Annotated in this window: 18 protein-coding genes; 16 read left to right on the forward strand and 2 right to left on the reverse strand. The window is 68.7% G+C overall.

Going from position 1 to position 17,491, the window contains the following annotated elements; translation table 11 throughout:
* Positions 1-585 precede the first annotated feature (585 nt).
* From ABD231_RS20930 to ABD231_RS20960, 7 genes are all read left to right on the forward strand, one after another.
* Positions 586-1,407, forward strand: a complete 822-nt coding sequence (locus ABD231_RS20930) for a hypothetical protein (RefSeq protein WP_344154384.1) — start codon at positions 586-588, stop codon at positions 1,405-1,407.
* Positions 1,404-2,240, forward strand: coding sequence for a tetratricopeptide repeat protein (locus ABD231_RS20935; protein ID WP_344154387.1), 837 nt, complete (start codon positions 1,404-1,406; stop codon positions 2,238-2,240). Before ABD231_RS20930 ends, ABD231_RS20935 begins: the two co-directional genes overlap by 4 nt.
* Positions 2,241-2,309: 69 nt before the next feature.
* Complete coding sequence (locus ABD231_RS20940) at positions 2,310-3,161, forward strand: CHAD domain-containing protein (protein WP_344154390.1); 852 nt, start codon at positions 2,310-2,312, stop codon at positions 3,159-3,161.
* 32 nt (positions 3,162-3,193) lie between these two features.
* On the forward strand, positions 3,194-3,898 hold the full coding sequence (locus tag ABD231_RS20945) for a GntR family transcriptional regulator (RefSeq protein WP_344154393.1): 705 nt from the start codon (positions 3,194-3,196) through the stop codon (positions 3,896-3,898).
* Positions 3,895-4,884, forward strand: coding sequence for an ADP-ribosylglycohydrolase family protein (locus ABD231_RS20950; RefSeq protein ID WP_344154395.1), 990 nt, complete (start codon positions 3,895-3,897; stop codon positions 4,882-4,884). The genes ABD231_RS20945 and ABD231_RS20950 overlap by 4 nt, the downstream gene beginning before the upstream one ends.
* Before the next feature lie 11 nt (positions 4,885-4,895).
* Positions 4,896-6,365, forward strand: a complete 1,470-nt coding sequence (locus ABD231_RS20955) for a purine-cytosine permease family protein (RefSeq protein ID WP_344154398.1) — start codon at positions 4,896-4,898, stop codon at positions 6,363-6,365.
* Positions 6,362-7,255 (forward strand): PfkB family carbohydrate kinase, encoded by an 894-nt coding sequence (locus ABD231_RS20960; protein WP_344154400.1) that lies wholly within the window; start codon positions 6,362-6,364, stop codon positions 7,253-7,255. Before ABD231_RS20955 ends, ABD231_RS20960 begins: the two co-directional genes overlap by 4 nt.
* Here the strand turns inward: ABD231_RS20960 and ABD231_RS20965 are convergent.
* Entirely contained in the window at positions 7,242-8,405 is a 1,164-nt protein-coding gene (locus ABD231_RS20965) for a DUF1015 domain-containing protein (protein WP_344154403.1), read from the reverse strand. The two genes, ABD231_RS20960 and ABD231_RS20965, sit on opposite strands and share 14 nt — an antisense overlap.
* Positions 8,406-8,429: 24 nt before the next feature.
* On the opposite strand from ABD231_RS20965, the gene ABD231_RS20970 reads away from it, so the two are divergent.
* From ABD231_RS20970 to recN, 6 genes are read left to right on the forward strand one after another with little or no spacing between them, the layout of a single operon-like run.
* On the forward strand, positions 8,430-9,542 hold the full coding sequence (locus tag ABD231_RS20970; RefSeq protein ID WP_344154406.1) for an HAD-IIA family hydrolase: 1,113 nt from the start codon (positions 8,430-8,432) through the stop codon (positions 9,540-9,542).
* A 43-nt stretch (positions 9,543-9,585) separates the two neighbouring features.
* On the forward strand, positions 9,586-10,080 hold the full coding sequence (locus tag ABD231_RS20975; protein ID WP_344154409.1) for a polyhydroxyalkanoate synthesis protein PhaF: 495 nt from the start codon (positions 9,586-9,588) through the stop codon (positions 10,078-10,080).
* Between the two features lies 1 nt (position 10,081).
* Complete coding sequence (locus ABD231_RS20980; protein WP_344154412.1) at positions 10,082-10,522, forward strand: hypothetical protein; 441 nt, start codon at positions 10,082-10,084, stop codon at positions 10,520-10,522.
* The gene (locus tag ABD231_RS20985; RefSeq protein ID WP_344154415.1) at positions 10,523-11,341 is read left to right on the forward strand and encodes a TlyA family RNA methyltransferase; all 819 of its coding nucleotides are present in this window, start codon (positions 10,523-10,525) and stop codon (positions 11,339-11,341) included.
* Between the two features lie 42 nt (positions 11,342-11,383).
* Positions 11,384-12,319: an NAD kinase gene (locus ABD231_RS20990; protein ID WP_344154418.1), complete on the forward strand. Its 936-nt coding sequence runs from the start codon at positions 11,384-11,386 to the stop codon at positions 12,317-12,319.
* Complete coding sequence (gene recN, locus ABD231_RS20995; RefSeq protein WP_344154421.1) at positions 12,319-14,043, forward strand: DNA repair protein RecN; 1,725 nt, start codon at positions 12,319-12,321, stop codon at positions 14,041-14,043. Before ABD231_RS20990 ends, recN begins: the two co-directional genes overlap by 1 nt.
* Here recN and ABD231_RS21000 read toward each other — a convergent pair.
* Positions 14,040-14,426: a hypothetical protein gene (locus ABD231_RS21000; protein ID WP_344154424.1), complete on the reverse strand. Its 387-nt coding sequence runs from the start codon at positions 14,424-14,426 to the stop codon at positions 14,040-14,042. The genes recN and ABD231_RS21000 overlap by 4 nt on opposite strands.
* Before the next feature lie 103 nt (positions 14,427-14,529).
* On the opposite strand from ABD231_RS21000, the gene steA reads away from it, so the two are divergent.
* From steA to ABD231_RS21015, 3 genes are read left to right on the forward strand one after another with little or no spacing between them, the layout of a single operon-like run.
* Positions 14,530-15,711, forward strand: a complete 1,182-nt coding sequence (gene steA, locus ABD231_RS21005) for a putative cytokinetic ring protein SteA (RefSeq protein ID WP_344154426.1) — start codon at positions 14,530-14,532, stop codon at positions 15,709-15,711.
* Complete coding sequence (locus ABD231_RS21010) at positions 15,708-16,655, forward strand: copper transporter (RefSeq protein ID WP_344154429.1); 948 nt, start codon at positions 15,708-15,710, stop codon at positions 16,653-16,655. Before steA ends, ABD231_RS21010 begins: the two co-directional genes overlap by 4 nt.
* 1 nt (position 16,656) lies before the next feature.
* Positions 16,657-17,469, forward strand: a complete 813-nt coding sequence (locus ABD231_RS21015) for a hypothetical protein (RefSeq protein WP_344154432.1) — start codon at positions 16,657-16,659, stop codon at positions 17,467-17,469.
* Positions 17,470-17,491 lie beyond the last annotated feature (22 nt).

Genomic DNA, 17,491 nt, shown 5'->3' on the forward strand with positions numbered 1-17,491 from the left:
AAGCCCTTCAGCGCCGATGGTACTGCGACCGGGAGGTCGTGGGAGAGTAGGACGCCGCCGGACTTTCACACTGTTAAGGGCCACCCCGCGAGGGGTGGCCCTTAACATATGTCCGGAACATTTTTGTCGCTGCGCCGATCTCTGCGCCCGATCCTTGGGCGATGCTCGCTGGGTGGTCTCCGGGCCGCTCGATGCGGGTGTCCGGGGCCCGGGGCGGTAGGTTTGTGCGGTTACCCCGCACTACAGCATCGTTAGGAGTCACAGTGGCGACGCCACCTCGCAATCCCCGGTCCGGCTCGGGGGACCGACGCGGTTCCTCCGGGAACAGCGGACGTTCCGGCCGTAGCGGTGGGGGACGTCCCGAATCCGGTGGTGCCGGCTACAGCGGTAAGCGGTCCGGCTCCGGTTCCGGTGGTGGGTCGGGGTACGGCGGCAACCGTTCGGGGTCAGGTGGCTCAGGCGGTGGTTCGGGCTCTGGTGGTGGACAGCGGAGCTCAGGTGCCTTCCGAGATGGCTCGAGTCGTGGCGCCTCGAGTCGTGGCGACAGCCCGCGGACCGGCGCTCCGCGCAGTGGTGGGAACCGGGATGACCGCACGGAGAACCGGCGTGGGTTCGCCGGCTCCCGTGGTGACGACAAGGGTCGCCGCGACCCCTTCGGAGGCCAGCTCGCCGGTCGTGACGACCGCGGTGGCGACTCCCGAGACAACCGCTCCGGCGGATACCGTCGCGACGACCGCTCCACAGGCGGCGACCGCGGCGGTTACAACCGCGACGACCGCTCCGGCGGCGACCGCGGTGGCTTCCGTGGTGGCGACCGTCCGGCGCGGGATGACCGCGGTGGCTACAACCGCGACGACCGCGGACCCGCTCGGCGTACCGGTGGACCCGCGCGCGACGACCGCGGTGGCTTCCGTCGCGATGAGCGTCCGGCACGCGACGAGCGTGGTGGGTACAACCGCGACGACCGCCCTGCGCGTGATGACCGCGGCGGCTTCCGGCGTGATGACCGCTCCACCGGCGGCTACAACCGCGACGACCGCTCTGGTGGCGACCGCGGTGGGTATAACCGGGATGCGCGGCCGGCTCGGGATGACCGGGGCGGGTACAACCGTGACGACCGGCCTGCTCGGGATGACCGGGGTGCTCGGCCGGCTCGGGATGAGCGGGGTGGTGGGTTCCGGCGGGATGAGCGGGGTGAGGGTCGGCGGGATCAGCGGTCGGCTCGGGATGACCGGGGCGGCGTACGGGGTGGGGCTCGTGGTGCTGGGCCGGCTCGTGGTGAGCGTGGCGCGTTCAAGCGGGATGATCGGGACTCGCGTGGTGCGCGCGGTGGACGGGACGACCGTCGTGGGGGACCGCGGCGGGATGACGAAGAGAAGGTTGGTCCGCGGCGCGACGACCCGGTGATTCCTGAGGGCATCACCGGTGCGGAGCTGGATCGCGGCGTGAAGGCCGAGCTGCGCTCGTTGCCGCGCAGCCTGGCGGACCTGGTCGCACAGCACCTGGTGGCGTCCGGGCGATTCCTGGACGACGAGCCGGAGCTTGCGTACCTGCACGCTCGGACGGCTCGACGGCTGGCCGCACGGCTGGGCGGTGTCCGCGAGGCGGTCGCGATCACGGCGTACCTGGCTGAGCACTACGACGAGGCGCTGACTGAGTTCCGCGCCGTACGGCGGATGACTGGGAACCACGAAGTGCTGGCGATGATGGCCGACTGCGAGCGTGCGCTCGGACGGCCGGAGAAGGCGCTGGCGCTCGCGCAGGACAAGCACGTTCGGGACCTGTCCGAGCCGACGCAGATCGAGCTGTTGATCGTGACGGCCGGTGCGCGGCGGGACATGGGCCAGACCGCGGCCGCGATCCAGGTGCTCGAGGTACCGGAGCTCACCAAGCGCACCCGGGCGGACTGGTTGCCGCGCCTGCGTTACGCATACGCCGACGCGCTGGCCGCTGCGGACCGCACCGAAGAGGCGCTGGTCTGGTTCCACCGTGCTGCCGGCGCTGACGCCGATGGCTCGACCGGAGCCGCTGAGCGGGCTGCCGAGCTCGAAGGCCTCGAGTTCACCGACCTCGACGAAGACCTCGAGGACGAGGACGACGAGATCGAAGAGGCCAAGGAGACCGACGACGCCGCGACCGTCGTCGAGGTCGACGAGGTGGACGACGAAGACGACTTCAGTGACCCGGACGAGTCCGAAGCGGACGACGCCGAGGAGAAGCCGGAGAAGTCCGAGCAGTAGAACGAAGTCGCGCTGAAGAAGCCGCCGGGATCCCCGGCGGCTTCTGTGCGTTTAGGGGAGAATCGGGTGATGGATGCGAGTGTGAGGCCGCTGGCGGACGATCCTGTTGGACTATTGGTGGGGAATGCGGTCGCCAAGGGGGCGCGGCGACTGCAGAAGGCTGTGCGGATGGTGGAGAAAGGCGAAGACGACGCCATCCATCAGGTGCGGGTTTCCTGTCGGCGGCTGCGGAGCGATCTGAAGCTGTTCAAGAAGATGCTGGCGGGGGAGTGGGCCGGCGCTCTGCGGGCGGATCTGGCTGCGCTCGCGCAGGCGTGCGGTGAGGCTCGGGACCTCGAGGTGATCGCGGCCCTGGTGAAGGAGACTGCGCACGGCGAGGATGACGCCGAGCACGTCGAATACATCCTCAGCACGCTGACAGCCGGTTTGGAGCAGGCAGCGGCGCGGTCAGCGGAGGTGGTGCTCGGAGAGGGGACCGCCACGCTCCTGCGGACGCTTGAGACGACTGCGGCTGCACCCGAGCTCTCACCGAAGGCCGAGACACCCTGCGGCGAGGCTCTGCCCCAGCTGCTGGACGGTGCGGTGCGGCTGTTCGCCCGCGAGGCCGACAAGCTGGAGCCGTGGACACAGGACGACGACTGGCACGAGGTGCGGTTGCTGGCGAAGCGAGTCCGGTACGCCGCCAACACCTGCGCGACTGTGCTCGGTGACGAGGCGAAGGCGACCGCCGTACAGGCTGCTCGGTACCAGGAGCTGCTCGGGCAGCATCAGGACCATTGCGCGGCTGCGGACGCGCTGACTGCGCTTGTGACGGACGCTGGGCCGGAGCGGGCATTCACGCTCGGACGGCTCGTCGAGCGGCACCGGGCGGCCCGGAAACCGCTGCGTGCGGAGTTCCTCAGCTTGTACCACCGCTCTTGACAGGCTGACTGCCTGGTTGTACATGTATGTACATGTCTGAACAGGTAGGTCGTTCGAAGCGATCCCAGCTGGTCGCGGAGATTGCCACGGAGATCCGGACCGGGCGGCTCGGCCATGGTGAGCGGCTGCCGGGCGAGAACCAGCTCGCGACCCGCTACCAGGTCTCCCGCGGCACGGTCCGCAGCGCGCTGGCCGAGTTGCAGCGGCGGGAGCTGATCACCACCGAGACCGGGGTCGGTTCGTTCGTCACGTTCGACGGCAAGGAGCTCGACCAGCAGATCGGTTGGGCTCGCGCGCTGGCCGAGGGTGGCGCAGATGTCGGCACCGAGCTGCTGGGTATCGCGGCCGGTGGGGATCCAGCGGTCGAGGAGCAGTACGGTCCGGTCGTCACGGTACGGCGACTGCGGCGCGCAGGCGGTCAGCCGGTCTCGATCGAGGTCTCGGCGCTACCGGCTGTCGGAGCGCTGGCCGACCTGCCCACGACCGGACTGGTCGATGACTCGATCACTGCGACTCTGCGCGCAGCCGGCCGCCAAGGCGTTGGCGGCGAGCAGTGGATCTCGGTCGAACCGCTGGACGCCGCTGATGCCGCTCTGCTCGAGCGAACAGCCGGTGAGCTGTTTCTGCGCGCGATCCGGGTCACTCGCGATCAGAACGGCGACCTGGTCGAGTACGTCGTCAGTTGGCTCGATCCCCAGCGGTTCCGGTTCCACCTGAGCTTTCCGGCGGCCCGATGAGCACCCGCGACCGGGCACTCGGCGCCCTGTACGGGCTGGCGATCGGTGACGCACTGGGGATGCCCACGCAGTCGCTGTCCCGCGCCGACATCGCACAGCGGTACGGCGTGGTCGACCGGCTGCTGCCTGGGGCTCCAGACCAGCCCATTGCGCCGGACATGCCGGCCGGGACGATCACCGACGACACCGAGCAGGCGCTGCTGCTGGCACGGCTTCTGGTCGAGGGTGACGGCAAGCTGGACCCGCATGTGTTTGCCGGGGCCCTGCAGTCCTGGGAACAGGACATGATCCGCCGCGGCTCCCTCGACCTGCTCGGACCATCCACCAAACGCGCGCTGGACCGCCTAGCCGCCGGTGAGCCGGCAGAGCAGACCGGCCGAGACGGTACGACGAATGGCGCCGCCATGCGGGTAGCCCCGGTCGGCATCGCCTTTGCTGGAAACACCTTGCTGGACGCGGTGGTCGAGTCGTGCCGCGTCACTCACAACACCGGTCTCGGAATCGGAGCAGCCGCCGCAGTGGCGGCGGCTGTCTCGGCCGGCGTCGCCGGGGTCGCGCTGCCTGAGGCTGTTGCTGCGGCCGAGGAAGCTGCAACAACTGGCGGTCAGCGCGGGCACTGGGTTGCCGGCGGCAGCATCGCCGCACGGCTGCGCTGGGTCCGCGGCTGGGTCCACGACCTCGCTCCTGCCGAACTTGTCCCGGCCCTCGACGAAGTCGTCGGTACGTCGGTCGCTGCCAACGAATCCGTCATTGCTGCGTTCGCCCTGGTCGAGGTGCTCGGCAACGACGTCCGCGCCGCGCTCACCACGGCCGCGTCACTCGGTGGCGATACCGACACCATTGCCGCGATCTGTGGCGCCGTACTGGGTGCACATCACGGCATGTCCAGACTGCCGGCCGATCTGCTCGAACAGGTCCGCCAGGTCAATCGGCTCGACCTCGACGCCACTGTCGACGGGCTGCTCGCGCTGCGTTCCACCAACTGAAGGAGGCCGCCATGGCCACCGATACTGCAAGCCAGGCAACAGAATCCCGCGAGTCCACGCTGGAAAACAGAGGTATCGAACCGGTCCCGGTCGCCGAGCGCACCGGCCGGCCAGGCCAGCTGTTCTGGGTCTGGTTCGCCGCCAACATCTCCATCCTCGGTCTGCCCTTGGGGGCGACGCTGGTCGCGATGGGGATGACGGTCTGGCAGGCCGTCATCGCAGCGGTCGTCGGCTCGGTCGGCTCGTTCGCGATCGTCGGTGCGATCTCGATCGCCGGTCGACGCGGTGGTGCACCCGGTCTCACGTTGTCCCGCGCGACGTTCGGTGCCCGCGGCAACATTGGTCCGACGCTCGTCTCGCTGTTGTCCCGGCTGGGCTGGGAGACCGTGAACACCACGACGGCTGCGTTCGCGCTGCTCTCGCTGGCCACGATCCTGTTCGGCACCAGCCCGGCGGCGAAGGATCATCCGGTACTCACGGTCGTCGCCATCGCGGTGTTCGAGCTGCTGACCGTGCTGGTCGCCGGACTCGGTCACGCCTTCCTGGTGGCCGTGCAGCGGTGGGCGACCTGGGTGTTCGGGGCGCTCAACATTCTGGTCGGCGGCTTCCTGGTGGCGACCGTCGACTGGTCGGCTGTTGGAGCTGCCTCGCCGGCACCTGTCGGTGTGGTCGTGGCTGGGATCGGTGTGATCGCAGCAGGTACAGGTATCGGCTGGGCGAACGCATCGGCCGACATGTCCCGCTACCAGGCTCCGGCCGTGCGCGGCGGTTCGCTGGTGCTGTCGGCCGCGGCCGGTGCGGGCATACCCCTGGTACTGCTGATCTCGCTGGGCAGTCTGCTCGCCGCAGGTGACCCAACGCTCGCCGATGCGGGTGATCCCGTCGCAGCGATCCGCGCGATGCTGCCGAGCTGGATGGCTGTTCCGTATCTGATCGCAGCGTTCGGCGGACTGCTGCTGTCCAACCACCTCTCGGTCTACTCCGCTGGACTCACCACACTGACCCTCGGAGTGCGGGTGCGCCGCGTGTACGCCGTGGTCGTCGACGTGACGGTCACCTTCGCCGGCGCGATCTACTTCCTGCTCATCGCCGACGGGTTCTACGGTCCGTTCATCGCCTTCATCAGTGCGCTCGCGGTACCGATCACTGCGTGGGTCGGTGTGTTCGCCGTCGACATGCTGCGACGCCGGCACTACGACCCTGACGCGCTGCTGGACACGCGTCGTACCAGCGCCTACTGGTACCGGGGTGGCGTTGCCTGGAGCGCGTTTGGGGCTTGGGCGCTGGCGATCGTGGTCGGCTACCTGTTCGCGACTGTGGGGCCGGCAGCGGATCCATGGTTCACCGGACCGCTCGCTGACACCTGGTTCGGCGAGAACGGGCTGGCGTGGGTGATCACGTTCGTGGTCGGAGCCGGGGCGTACGCCGTACTCGGTGGTGCTCGTCCGGTGCCGGGCGTACCGCTGGAGGTGGGTGAATGACTGGGCGGCTTGTGCACACCGGACAGGTGCTGATCGACCTGGTCATGCAGGTGCCGGCTCTGCCACCCGTTGGCGGTGACATGCTGGCGCTCTCCACAGTCGAGTACGTCGGTGGTGGCTTCAACGTGATGGCCGCCGCGGCCCGGGCTGGTGCGACTGTTGTCTACGCAGGTGGACATGGCACCGGACCACGTGGCGAGCGGGTGCGGGCCGAACTCGCCGCTGAGGGAGTCGAAGTCGCCCAGCCGATCACCACTGCGATCGACACCGGCGTCTGCGTGGTGCTGCTCGACAACACTGGGGAGCGCACGTTCGTCACCGGTAGCGGAGCCGAGACTGCTGTTGGCGACCCGCTCCCTGATCTGGACGCTTCTGACATCGGATACGTCTCCGGCTACAGCCTAGTGGTCGCGGAGAAAGCCGAGCAGGTGCTGGCGATGCGGGGCGGAACGCTACTGGTCGACCCCGGACCCCTGGTCGCTGACATCGATCCTGACGTCTGGGCCCGCACGCTGGCCCGCACTGCGGTGCTGAGCTGCAACGACCGCGAGGCTCAGCTACTGACGGGCCTCTCGGATCCCCTGGACGCAGCACGGGAGCTGGCCACCAGACTGCCGTCGCAAGCCGTTGTCGTGGTGCGGATCGGGGCAGGCGGCTGCGTAGTGGCTCAGGACGGCACAGTGCAGGAGGTGCCGAGCATCTCGGTGGACGTGGTGGACACCAACGGTGCCGGTGACGCGCACTGCGGTTGGTTCGCTGCGGAGCTCCTCCGCGGTACCGATGTTCTGGAGGCCGCCCGGCGGGCCAACATCGCCGCGGCGATCGCGGTGACTCGCAGCGGGCCAGCGACCGCGCCGACGCGTAGCGAGGTTGACGCTAGAGCATCCTGAACAGCAGCCCGACACGCGGCTTCGGGCCGAACGAGGTCGCCTTCTGCGGCAGTACGACGCCCTGGATCGCCGAGCCGAGTACCTGGTCCAGGTGTGGAGCGGTCAGCTCGATGGCTGCCTGTGAAGGGCTGGCCAGGGCCAACGCGTCGGCCCAGGTGTGGTGGAAGGTGATGTCGTCGACCGGAGCGCCCCAGGCGGGGAGGAGGTGCTCGTGGAGCGATGAGACGACGGGGACGGTCAGGCCGTTGGCCGGGCGGATCGTGAGCCAGTCCGTGCCGTCTGTCACTACGAGGTGGTGGACGGGGAGCTGCTCCGAGCGCCCAGGCAGGACGTTCCAGCCGGACGGGGTCCGGGACTGCACCATCTCCAGCGTCAGGCCGGGCACCACGCGGTGAATCGGGTCCAGGGTCAGCGGGTGCCGGTTGTAGTCGACCAGCATCGCCAGGCCGACCGACGTACTGGATCGGTCCGGTTCGCGGCGGTTGCGCTCCAGGTACGCCGCGTAGCGGTGGTGCCCGTCGGCGATCAGCGCCTCGTGCTTGGCGATCTCGGTGGCGATCACTGCGAGCGTTTCGGGGTCTTCGATCCGCCAGATGCGGTGTTCGGCGCCGTTCTCGGTTTCAGCCTCTACCCACGGCACCCCGGTCCGGGCGGCGTCCACTGCGTCGCTGGCCGCGCCACCGTCGCCGTACGCGAGCAGGATGGGCTCCAGGTCCGCATCGGTGGCTTCCATCAGTTCGAGGCGGTCGTCGACCCAGTGCGGCATCACGTTCTCGTGGGGGAGCACCACGCGGCGCTGCGGATCCAGGGCCAGCGCACCGACCAGACCGCACAGTACGGCGTCGCCCAGGCGCTGCTCGTACACGTACAGCGCGGGCCGCGGGTCCTGGATGACCACACCGGCGGCCTGCCACCCGGCCAGCCGCTCGGCAGGCTCGTCGTACCGGCTCGGACCGAGGTTGGGGTCGCGTGGAAGGATGAGCCTCACCATGTTGTGCAGATCAGACGCAGTCAGCCGCCGGACCAGCGCGGGTTCCAGCACGTCGTACGGCGGTGAGGTGACCGCGCCCAGGCCGCTCACCATGCCCGCCACGAACCGCCAGGCCCGTAACGGGTCCAGCCGCAGCACGCTCGCCCTCGAATCCCGCATGAGCCGCATCGTACGGGCGCGCTCATGAGCCCGCATCGCGAAGCGCCCGCGCCGCTGTCGGAGTGTGATGAACCGCTCGCGAGCCGGTACGACGTCGCCCTGCTGGACCTGGACGGCGTCGTGTACGTCGGCCCGGACCCGGTACCGGATGCGCCCGAGCACCTGCGCAAGGCGGCCAAGGAAGGCATGCGGATCGGCTACATCACCAACAACGCCAGCCGGCCGGCCAGAATCGTGGCCGAGCACCTGGCGTCGTTCGGGCTGGATGTGATCGCCGACGACGTGGTGACGTCCGCACAGGCCGCAGCGAAGCTGATCGCGTCGCAGTACCCGAAAGGCTCTCCGGTGCTCGTCATCGGCGGCGAGGGGCTGATTTCTGCCCTGGAGGAGTACGAGCTGACGCCGGTACGCAGCAGCGACGCGCACCCGGTGGCCGTCGTACAGGGCTTCCACCCGGATGTGAACTGGGTGATGCTCGCGGATGGTGCGCACGCGATCAACGAGGGTGCCAAGTGGTTTGCGACCAACCTTGACCTGACAATCCCCACTGCGGCCGGGATGGCGCCCGGGAACGGCACGCTGGTGGCCGCAGTCCGCGCTGCGGTCGAGGTGGACCCGGTAGTGGCCGGCAAGCCGGAGCCTCCGTTGCTGGAGACGAGTATTGAGCGGCTCAACGCCAAGAAGCCGTTGATGATCGGTGACCGGCTGGACTCCGACATCGCTGGGGCCCACGCGGTCGGAATCGCCAGTCTGTGGGTGGCAACCGGTGTCCACGACGCACATGACCTCGCACAGGCGCCGAAGGACCAGCGGCCGACGTACATTGCACCTGACCTGGCTGCACTGGCACAGAAGCAGCCTGGTGTGACGGTTGACGGCAGCAAGCACAGCTGCGGTGGCTGGACTGCTGAGGTCGTGAACAACGCTGTGGCGGTCAAGGGCGAAGGCGAGCCGTACGACGGGCTGCGCGCGATCCTGTCTGCTGTCTGGACCGCTGTCGACGCACCAGCGAAGACGGCCACCAAGACTGCCAAGTCAGCGACTCGCAGCAGCCGCCGTCCGTTGCCGAAGCCCGCACCGGCTCTCGGCACGATCGCAATCAACGGTGCGCTCCACCGGGTCGGCCTGGACAAGTGAACCCGAAGCGCTACCGTTGCTGGAACGAAGCGAGGAGGCAGTCATGGTGATGGACGCACTGCGCGGCTACGTACAGCTGGCGAACGGTCTGGCCGAGGTCAGCAGGCAGAAGGCCGAGGCGGCGGCGAAGGCTTTGCTGCAGCAGACGGGTGCGGATGCGCTGACGTCCGGGCTGACCACGAAGGTGGGCGACCTGGCCGACGAGATCGTTGCCACCAGCAAGAGCAACCGTCAGCTGCTGACGGCGATCGTGACGAACGAGGTCGAGGGCGCGGTCGCGCGGCTCGGGTTCGTCCGCTCCGAAGAGGTCGCGGCGCTGACCCGGCGCGTCCAGCAGCTGGAGACCGAGCTGGCCGAGGCCCAGGCCGAAGCTGCAGCCCCCGCACCGGCACCTGTTGCAGCTGCGAAGAAGGCTCCCGCCAAGAAGGCGCCGGTGAAGAAAGCACCTGTGAAGAAGGCTGCGGCCAAGAAGGCGCCCGCGAAGAAGGCACCTGCGAAGAAGGCACCGGCCAAGAAGACGGCAGCGAAGAAGGCCTGACGTGACCGAACACCCTGGCGAGCAGTTCCCCCCGGACGTCGACCCCGACGTGGAGCCGGACTACACGCCGGAGCAGGGCGAGGAGCCCCCGGCCGAGCCCGACTACGACGCCGAGCCCGGCTCCCAGAACCTCGAGTACGGCGAGGAGTCCCAAGAGCAGGCGGAGCCGGAGTACGACCCGGAGCCGGCGCGGGTGGACCCGGCGGAAGTTGAGTTCGGTCCGGAGTTCGCTCGGGAGCCTGCTGAACAGCATGAGCAGCCGTTCGAGGCCGAATCGGCGGCGGACGACTCCGGGCATCCGTTGGTGGATGAGGTGATGTCTCGGCTGGACGATCTGCGGGAGAAGCCGGTCGGTGAGCACGCCGAGGTGTACGCCGACCTGCACGAGCGGCTGCAGACCGCGCTGGTGGAGGCGGACTCCGACCAGGGCGACAGCCGGTAAGTGGCCAAGGGAGCAGCGAAGCGCGCGCGGCTCGACGCTGAGCTGGTACGGCGTGGGCTGGCGCGGTCGCGTGAGCAGGCGAGTGAGCTGATCGCGGCCGGCAAGGTGAAGGTGTCCGGCGCGGTCGCGTCGAAGCCGGCGACCGGTGTCGGGACCGATGCGCCGATCGTGGTCGACACCTCCGAGACCGACGACCCCGGCTATGCGAGTCGTGGTGCGCACAAGCTGATCGGTGCGCTGGAGGCGTTCCCCGAGGTTCAGGTGAAGAGCCGGGTCGCGCTCGACGCGGGTGCGTCCACCGGCGGATTCACCGACGTACTGCTCCGCAACGAGGCCAAGCACGTGTTCGCGGTCGATGTCGGCTACGGGCAACTGGTGTGGGCGTTGCAGACCGACGAGCGGGTGACGGTGCTGGACCGGACCAACGTCCGCACGCTCACGGTCGAGCAGATCGGTGGTGAACCGGTTGATCTCGTGGTCAGCGACCTGAGCTTCATCTCCCTGACGCTGGTGCTCCCCGCACTTCTCCAAGTGGTGAAACCGGACGGCGAGCTGATGCTGATGGTGAAACCGCAGTTCGAGGTCGGCAAGGAGCGGCTCGGCAAGGGCGGGGTGGTTCGCGACCCCGAGCTGCGGGCGGACGCCGTACGGGGAGTTGCTCAAAAAGCGCAGCAGCTGGGCTGGGGGATTGCGGGGGTGGCGGCCAGTCCGCTGCCCGGACCGTCCGGAAATGTCGAGTACTTCCTGTGGATACGGCGTTCGGCGCCGCCGCTGGATGAGACGATGCTGCAGGACGCGATTGAGCGTGGACCGCAGTGACCGGGGCGGTGGGGTGGGAAAAGTATGGAGGGAGCGGTAGGAGTGGCTGACGCCGAGCCGCGGCGCGTGCTGGTGGTGACGCACACCGGTCGTGAGCAGGCGGTCGGGGTGGCGCGCGAGGCGCACCGGCTGCTGACGGATGCCGGTCTGCTGGTCCGGCTGCTCGCCATCGAGGCGGACGACCTCGACCTCGACCCGGTCGAGATCGCCGTCGACCCCGACAAGGCCGCGCTCGATGTCGAGCTGATCATCGTGCTCGGCGGCGACGGTTCGATCCTGCGCGGCGCCGAGCTGGCCCGACCACACGGTACGCCGGTGCTGGGCGTCAATCTCGGGCATGTCGGCTTCCTGGCCGAGGCCGAGGTCGACGACCTGGAGCGGATCGTCCAGGTGGTCGTGGACCGCAGCTACACGGTCGAGGAGCGGATGACGCTGGCCGTCGATGTCCGCCACGACGATCAGCTGATCTTCGAGACCTGGGCGCTGAACGAGGCGAGTATCGAGAAGGCTGCCCGCGAGAAGATGCTCGAGGTGCTGGTCGAGGTCGATGACCGCCCGCTGTCCCGCTGGGGCTGCGACGGTGTCGTGGTCGCGACGCCCACCGGGAGTACGGCGTACGCGTTCTCCGCCGGCGGCCCGATTGTCTGGCCCGAGGTCGAGGCGATTGTGCTGGTGCCGGTGAGTGCGCACGCGCTGTTCTCACGGCCGATCGTGGTCGCGCCCTCGTCACGGCTGTCGATCGAGCTGGTGCCGTCGTGGAACGGCCGTGGTGTGCTGTGGTGCGACGGCCGGCGGATGGTCGAGGTGCCGCCGGGTGCTGAGATCGTGGTGCGGCGCGGTGCTCGTCCGGTCCGGCTGGCCCGGGCGCACGAGGCGCCGTTCACCGATCGGCTGGTGGCCAAGTTCGACCTTCCGGTGCTCGGCTGGCGTGGTGCCGCCGAACGCAAACGCAATCCCAACGGTCAACAGGAGACCTGATGCTTTCGGAAATCCGCATCATCGGCCTGGGTGTGATCGAGGACGCGACACTGGACCTCGACCCCGGGTTCACCGCCGTGACCGGTGAGACCGGTGCCGGTAAGACGATGGTCGTGACCGGTGTGAACATGCTGCTCGGCAGCCGCGCCGACAGCGGGCTGGTGCGGCACGGGGTGCGGCGGGCGCGCGTCGAAGGGCGGGCGACCAACGTGCCGAAGGCGATTGTGCAGCAGGCCGAGGACCGCGGCGGCGAGCTGGACGACGAAGAGCTGCTGATCGCGCGCGAGCTGTCGTCGGAGGGTCGCTCGCGGGCGTTCCTCGGCGGGGCGTCGGTGCCGGTGTCGGTGCTTGGTGAGGTTTCCGGCGACCTGGTCGCGATTCATGGGCAGGCCGATCAGTGGCGGCTGCTACAGCCGGCCCGGCAGCGCGAGACGCTGGACACCTTTGCGGGTAAGCCGGTTCTGGTGCCGCTGCAGGAGTACTCGACGTCGTACAAGCGGCACCGCGAGGTCGAGGCTGAGCTGACGGAGCTGACCACCAGGCAGCGCGATCGGCTCGCCGAGGCGGACCGGCTGCGGTTCGGGCTGGAGGAGGTCGCAAAGGCGGAGCCGCTGCCCGGTGAGGACACCGAGCTGGCGGCCGAGGAGGAGCGGCTCGCGTACGCCGACGGTCTGCGGACCGCGGCCACGAACGCGGCTGACGCACTGGCGTCCGAGGATCTCGAGTCCACGCGACCGAGCGACGTACTGGGTTTGCTGGCGTTGGCGAAGCAGTTGCTCGACGGTGAACGCGAGCACGACGCCAAGCTGGCTGAGCTGGCGGACCGGGCCGGCGAGCTCGGGTACCTGGCTGCAGACCTGGCTGGCGAGCTCTCGTCGTACGCGGCCGATGTGGACACCGATCCGGCCCGGCTGTCCGTAGTGAGCGAGCGGCGGGCGCTGCTGACCAACCTGATCCGCAAGTACGGCGCCGAGCAGGGCACTGTCGATGAGGTGCTCGACTGGGCCAAGCGGTCTGCCGAGCGACTGGCCGAGCTGGATGGCAGCGATGAGCGCGTCGAGCTGCTGACCGGTGAGCTGGCCGAGCTGGATGCGTCGTTGGCTGAGCTCGGCCGACAGGTGCGGGAGGCCCGGATCGAGGCGGCGCAGCGGCTCGGCGTACTGGTGTCCGAGGAGCTGACTGGGCTGGCGATGCCGCACGCGACGCTGACGGTCGAGGTGCACGAGACGTCGGCTGGACCGTTCGGTATCGACGAGATCGAGTTCTGCTTCGCGGCGAACCCGGGTAGCCCGGCTCGCCCGCTGCAGAAGTCGGCGTCCGGTGGTGAGTTGTCCCGCGTGATGCTGGCACTCGAGGTGATCCTGTCCGACACGCACAAGGTGCCCACACTGGTCTTCGACGAGATCGACGCCGGTATTGGCGGTCGCGCTGCGGTCGAGGTCGGCAAACGGCTCGCCCGGCTGGCCGAGAAGGCACAGGTGATCGTGGTAACCCACCTGCCGCAGGTGGCCGCGTTCGCCGACCGGCACGCCGTCGTACTGAAGAGTGACGACGGTTCGGTGACCACGAGTGGTCTGGTCGCTCTGGACGATGACGCCCGGCTGAAGGAGCTGTCGCGGATGATGGCCGGCCTGGAGAACTCCGATGCCGCCCAGGCACACGCCGAGGAGCTACTCGCGCTGGCGGCAGAACGTCACAACAAACCCAAGAAGAAGAAGCGCTAGGTACGACGGGATCGCAGTACCAGCGCGATCACGGCGAGCTGCAGCGCGATGACGACCGGGATGACCGCATGGAACATCCCGGACGTCGACCACGACACCACGCTGAACACGATCGACAACGCCTGAGACACGACGGTCAGCCGGGATGCCCACCGCCGTTGGAGCTTCCAGGCCAGAACGACGCACAGCACCGCTAGCAGGAGATGGAAGACGCTTGCGGACGTCAGCGCAACGCGGACGGAGGCGTCCAGTTCGCTCGGCGTGAAGTCCGGGTGCTGAGCCGCAACCTCCGCACGCAACGTGCTCGAGCGCGCGAACATCACCACCGGAATCACCAGGTGGGCAAGGGCGATGACCAACAGCAGGAAACGCGCAGGTTTCATGGACTGCAAATGTACGTCAAACGGTCGTTCCAAAGGATGATTCGGGTGGGCGGAGGGGTATTGGGCGGGAACCGGGCTGGTGACGTGGCAGGATGAGAGCGCGATGAGACTGCCCAGCCTGCGGAGAGCACGCCCGACTGAACTGCCCGGATCCACCGGTGTGGTCCGGCTCGATCGGCGTACCAAGAATCTCACCAAACGGCTGAAGCCGGGTGAGATCGCGGTGATCGATCATGTCGACCTGGACCGGGTGAGCGCCGAGGCGCTGGTGAACTGCAAGGTCACCGCGGTGGTGAATGTCGCTGACTCGATCAGTGGCCGCTATCCGAACCTCGGCCCGGAGATCCTGGTCGCGGCCGGGATTCCGCTGGTCGACGGTGTCGGTCGCGAGGTCTTCTCGATCCTGCACGAAGGTGAGCGCGTGCGGTTGCACGAAGGCTCCTTGTACCGCGGTGACGAGGTCGTCGCGAAGGGTGTTGCGCAGGACAGCCAGACGGTGGCCGAGTTGATGGACGACGCCCGGGCCGGGTTGTCGACGCAGCTCGAGGCGTTCACCGCCAACACGTTGGAGTACCTGCGCCGCGAACGCGACCTGCTGCTCGACGGTGTCGGCGTACCTGAGATCCACACTCCGATGGACGGCCGGCACGTGCTGATCGTCGTACGTGGCTACGACTACCGCGAGGACCTGGTCGCGCTGCGGCCGTACATCCGCGAGTACCGGCCGGTGCTGATCGGTGTCGACGGTGGCGCGGATGCCTTGGTGGAGAACGGTTACGCGCCCGACCTGATCGTCGGCGACATGGACTCGGTCAGCGACGAGACGCTGAAGAGCGGCGCCGAGGTGGTCGTGCATGCGTACCGCGACGGCCGGGCGCCGGGATCGGAGCGGCTGGAGCGGCTCGGGGTGGAGTCGATCGAGTTCCCCGCGACCGGTACCAGTGAGGACGTCGCGATGCTGCTGGCCGACTCCAAGGGCGCTCAGCTGATCGTTGCGGTCGGCACCCACAACTCGCTGGTGGAGTTCCTCGACAAGGGCCGTTCCGGAATGGCCAGCACCTTCATCACCCGCTTGCGTGTCGGCGCCAAGCTGGTGGATGCCAAGGGCGTCGGCCGGCTGTACCGCAGCCGGGTGTCGACGTTCCAGATCATCGCGCTGGTCGTGGCCGGCCTGTTCGCGCTCGGGATGGCGATGGTCGCCATCGACGCCGACGAAGTGCTGTGGTCGATCCTGCGGGCGCGCTGGAGCGACTTCGTCTACTGGATCCGGGAGCTGTTCACGTGATCGACTTTCGCTACCACATCGTCTCGATCGTGGCGATCTTCTTCGCCCTGGGCGCCGGGGTGGTGCTCGGCGCCGGCCCGTTGAAGGGCACCGGCAGCGACCTGATCCAGAACCAGGCGAACGTGGACCGGGCCAACCTCGTCGCCGCGCGCGACGAGATCACCCAGCTGAAGGCGCTGAACAAGTACCACCAGGACTACGAGGCCAAGGTGACGGCCGGGCTGGCCACCGGCAAGCTGACCGACCGCAAGGTCGCGCTCGTCACGATGCCGAACGCCGACGGCGACCTGGTCAACTCGGTCAACGACGAGCTGCAGAAGGCCGGCGCGCAGGTCACCGTGCGGGTCTCGGTGAACGCCAAGCTGCTCGACCCCGGTCAGCGCCAGCTGGTCGAACCCCTCGTCACGCAGCTGATCACGGCCGACATCACGGTCCCGCAGGACTCCACGACGTACCAGCGGGCCGGGCTGATCCTGGCCCGCGGCGTCGCGGCCAAGGACCCGGCGCGCACAGTCGACGACGAGGCGAACAAGATCCTCAGCGGTCTGACCAGCTCCGAGCTGGTGTCGCTGAAGCCGTCGCAGATCAAGGACCGGGCCACGCTGATCGTGGTGGTCGCCGGCAAGCCGGCGGTACCCGCGCCGGCCAACTCGTCGTACACGGACGCGGTGGACTTCATCGAGGGTCTGGACCAGGGCAGCGGCGGTGTCGTCGTGGCCGGTACGCCGGACACCGCGAAGGACGGTGGACTCCTGAAGGCCTTGCGGAGTGACTCCGACGCGACCAAGATCGTTTCCTCGGTGGACGTGGCCGATCTGCCCGCCGGGCAGATGACCGTCGTCTTCGCGCTGGTCGAGCAGACGACCGGTAAGGCCGGCCAGTACGGTGCCTTCGACGCGAAGGACGGCATCGCGCCGGCCGCCGTACAGGTGAAGGACAACTGACGTGGGAATTCTGAGCGCTGCTGTAGCGGCGGCTGCGACTGCTGCACTGGAGAAGGCCGCCGAGAAGCTGCCGAAGGAGAACCGGCAGCCGTTCGAGCGCACCAACCACCGGGGTGAGCCGGTCACGCTCCTGGAGGGCCCGGTCGCGGTCCTCGGCGCACTGGCCGGTGTGCTCGCCGCACCGTCGACTCCAAGCAAGGTGAAGGCCGCTGCGCTGCTGGCCGGCTCGGTGTCGGGTGCAGTCGGCGCGTACGACGACCTGCGCGGAACCACGCAGGCCAAGGGCTTCCGCGGACACCTGTCCGCGTTGAAGCGCGGTGAGGTGACGAGCGGTGCGGTCAAGATCCTCGGCGTAGGTGCCGCCGGCCTGGCCGCTGCGGCGCTGCTACCGCGCAAGTCAACCGGAGTGAAGGCACTCGCCGGGGTAGTCGCTGACGGCGCTCTCATCGCCGGTACGGCGAACCTGACCAACCTGCTCGACTTGCGCCCCGGCCGCGCGCTGAAGGCAGTTGCCGCAGTCAACGCACCCCTCGCCGTAGTCAACGGCCCAGCCGGTGCGGTCGTCGGTGCAGCCGTAGCCTCTGCGCCCTCCGACCTAGGCGAACGCTCCATGCTCGGCGACTGCGGAGCCAACGGCCTGGGCGCCATCACTGGTACGGCGCTAGCCGCCTCCCTCCCGCGCTGGCTCAAGACCCTCGTCCTGGCCGGTGTCGTAGGCCTCAACCTGGCCAGCGAAAAAGTCAGCTTCACCAAGGTCATCGCCGACACCCCCGTCCTCGACAAGATCGACCAGTGGGGCCGACGCCCCCGGTGAGATCGCGCATTGCGCAGGCCGC

Source organism: Kribbella yunnanensis (assembly GCF_039529655.1).
Lineage (GTDB): Bacteria > Actinomycetota > Actinomycetes > Propionibacteriales > Kribbellaceae > Kribbella > Kribbella yunnanensis.